We start from the raw sequence: 3,414 nt of genomic DNA, 5'->3' as shown, positions 1-3,414 counted from the left end.
CGAATCCGAGGCGCTCTTCTGCGCGTCAGGTGCGCTTCCCTGCGGCGAGGCCGGCAGGAATGCCCGCCTCGTTGACCCAAACTGACTAGGCCCGCTGGGACGCCATCCCGGCCCCGCAGCGGCTTAGGGACTGCAACATTCGGAATGCACTGAGAACTCAGAGGACGTCCACGGATCGAGCAAGCGGGAAAGAGCATGCCGGATCGTCCCGTGACATGTGGGATGATGCCTCGGTCCGGCCTGGCGCTGATGAAGTGGGGAACGATTTGGCTGCGACGCCGCCCTTCTGCGGCGAAGAAGAGTTGATCGGGCTGGGAGAGGAGTAGCGCGAAGGGGGCGCGACGTTAGCAGGGAGAGATGATGAGATGAATGGTAGCCTGAAACCTCGCCGCCACCTCCACTACGCCTGGATCGTCCTTGCCGCCGGGACTCTGATAGTCTTCGGCGCGCTGGGGTTGGCGCGCTTCGGCTACACCATGGTTCTGCCCGCGATGCAGGCAGGGCTGCGGCTCGATAACGCCCAGGCCGGTGGCCTCGCCACGGCGAACCTCGTGGGATATCTCGCACTGGCGCTGATTGGCGGAGCCCTCGCAGCGCGTTACGGGCCGAGGATCGTCATCACGGCAGGGCTGGTGGTAGCGGCCATCGGCATGTTGCTGACCGGCGCGGCCGCAGGTTTCGCGGGAGCGGCGTGCTGGCGGATGCTAACCGGGATTGGCAGCGGTGCGAGCAATGTACCGGTGATGGGGCTTATGTCCGCCTGGTTTGCGCCGCGCCGCCGGGGTTTGGCCGCCGGCATCGCCGTCACTGGATCGTCCCTGGCATTGATCGCGCTCGGGCCCATGGTGCCCGGCATCCTCAACCTGTACGGCGGAGACGGTTGGCGAGTCTGCTGGTTCTTGTTTGCGGCGGTGACCGGAGGGCTGGCGATTCTCGCTTTGTCGGTGTTGCGCAATCGCCCCTCATCCCTTGGCCTCCGACCGCTGGGCGAGATATCAGACGGCACCCCTGCTTCTGCGCCGTCGGACGCAATGCGATGGGGCACGGTCTACCGGTCAGTGACGATGTGGCACGTCGGTGTCGTTTACGCGGCCTTCGGCTTCTCGTACATCATCTACATGACGTTCTTCGCCAAGTACCTGATCGCCGAAGGTGGCTACGCACCGTCTGCAGCGGGTCGCCTCTTCATGCTCATGGGGTGGGCCAGCCTGCTCTGCGGGCTGCTGTGGGGATCGATCTCGGACGCCATCGGTCGCAAAGGGGCTCTGGCGATCGTTTACCTTATACAGGCGGCGGCGTTCGGGCTGTTCGCGCTCTGGCCCGCGCCTCCGGGCTTCATACTCTCCGCGATCCTCTTCGGCCTCACTGCCTGGAGCATCCCGGCCATTGTAGCGGCGGCCTGCGGCGACCTGCTTGGGCCGCGCTTAGCACCCGCCGGTCTGGGGTTCGTCACGCTGTTCTTTGGTATCGGTCAAGCCGCCGGGCCCAGCGTCGCCGGCCTACTCGCCGATGCCACTCGATCGTTTCAATCGGCGTTCCTGGTCGCCGCCGGCGTGGCCCTAATGGGGGCCGTCGGATCCCTCTTGCTGCGCTCGACGCGGGCGCTCGACGACGGGGCGGCCACCTAGGTCCTGTTGTTGGTCCTGAGCAGCCCCGGGACGAACGCGGGGGTGAATCAAGGTACAGTCCGGGTGTCTCTGCTCTGGCATCTTGCGGTTTTGACGAGCTTCCGATAGTCCTCGCGCCTGGCCACGAATGTCCGTACCTGCAGCGCTTTTCGGCGTGCCAGGGCGGGTTCCCTGCGGCGCGCATGGCCATCATGTACCGGTCTCAGGGGTGACTGACCACTACAAGCGGTGTCGCGCGCGGTTGACAGGGGCATAGGTCGTCAGCAAGAATGGGACGCTTTGTGCCAGTCCCATCGTCACATGACCAGTTTACTCGCCCGCGCGATACGGCGCTACAGAGATTTCTGCGCTTCCGCCAGGCGATCAACGGTGGCCGTGATCAAGCCAGGAGTATCCGGGCAACTCCCGACCGTGATGACCAGGTATCGGCCGCTGCGCACCGCTCGCACCGGCTCGCCTCCAAATGCGGTGCCGGCGAACGTGTCCGAGCCCAGACCGACAAGCGCGGCGTCGTTCTTTCCTTGGTCGTAGGTCTCCGTTAGTCGCAGCCACATTGTGGTTGTCGCATGTTCGCTCTCGCCGCGCACGAGCGCCAAGGTGCACGTGTTATCCCCCGAACCGTACTCGCCGAGCATTGCGTTCGACAGGAACCCGTAACCGAGGACGTTGAGGGCGACGTACTGCGGGCTGCGGCCGCTCGGCAGCGGCGGCAGAGCCTTGGTCCACGTCGGCAACCGTGACGAGCCCTCGAGCCCAGCCGCGACGTGGCCGGCAAAACGAACGAGCTTCTCGGGCGACAGCAGCTCGGACCCGGTGGTGCTGGTGCGAACGAAGTAGCGTGACTTCCAGAACATCACCGACTCGTTGGCGACGATGACGCCCCCGGCCCCCACCGCTACCGGCTTGGAATCGCTCCGGCTAAGTTGGCTGTATACGCCGAACGCGTTGAGCGCGTTGCCCTGGTCGAAGATCTCGGCGTCGACCTTCGCCCGCCCAATCTGGTGACGCGCGATCACCAGGCCGAGTGCTCGGTATGAGAGAAACAAGTCTGCCTCCCCGTCGATTGCCATGTACATTTCATCTGGCAGGTAAAGGCGCACGGATAGCGGGTCGCCTAGATCCGACGCGGGTCCGGCCTGAGTAGCGGCTGTGATAGCGGCTCGCAAGCTGGACGAAAGCGCACCGGGGCCGTCGGACGTGCTGGCCGCGGGTGACGGAGGACGTCCTCCCCTGCAACCCAACAGCCCGATTCCAGATAGCGCCACAATCGCCATTGACAACCAGCGCAATGACATGCTTTAGCCTCTCCCGCACCGCAAAGATCAGTTGTAGCTTCACCTCTGGCGCCGCGGCGCCCTGCAGGGATGATGCAACATCCGCCGGCCGCGCGCCGGCAGGACTCGCTGTGAGATTGACCGAAACCATTGCGCTACGGCTTGTACGTTACATGATTCTCTAGTGGCCACATGGAGGTAGGAACTGTGGCAAAGAATGAAACTTCACAACCGAAGGGGCGCCAAGTGGGCCTTACCCGGCGGGACTTCCTCGCTGACTCGGCTAAGGCGGCAGCGGCCGCGAGCGGTCTCGGCGCTGCGATGGCGGGATGCGCATCTGCTGCTGCACAGGCCAGTAGTCCCGCCGTGCCTGTGCTGCGTAAGCTGGGGAGCACCGGGCTGAAAGTCACGCCTTTCACCATGGGCGGAATCGGTGCCCAGACCAACGTGCTGAAGGCGGGACTCGCTCGGGGCATCAACTTCATCCACTGTGCACAAGGCTACGGGACGCT

General features: G+C 64.7%; 2 protein-coding genes. One reads left to right on the top strand and one right to left on the bottom strand.

The window, feature by feature from the left end:
* The first annotated feature begins 365 nt into the window (after positions 1–365).
* Positions 366–1,628, top strand: a complete 1,263-nt coding sequence (locus JSV65_04825) for a YbfB/YjiJ family MFS transporter (GenBank protein UCH35677.1) — start codon at positions 366–368, stop codon at positions 1,626–1,628.
* A 332-nt stretch (positions 1,629–1,960) separates the two neighbouring features.
* Here JSV65_04825 and JSV65_04820 read toward each other — a convergent pair whose 3' ends face one another.
* Positions 1,961–2,698 (bottom strand): hypothetical protein, encoded by a 738-nt coding sequence (locus tag JSV65_04820; protein UCH35676.1) that lies wholly within the window; start codon positions 2,696–2,698, stop codon positions 1,961–1,963.
* Between the last annotated feature and the right edge of the window lie 716 nt (positions 2,699–3,414).

This window comes from Armatimonadota bacterium, assembly GCA_020354555.1.
Taxonomy (GTDB): Bacteria; Armatimonadota; Hebobacteria.
The sequence above is the reverse complement of the archived record's forward strand: the minus strand, read 5'-3'. Positions and strand labels throughout refer to the sequence as shown.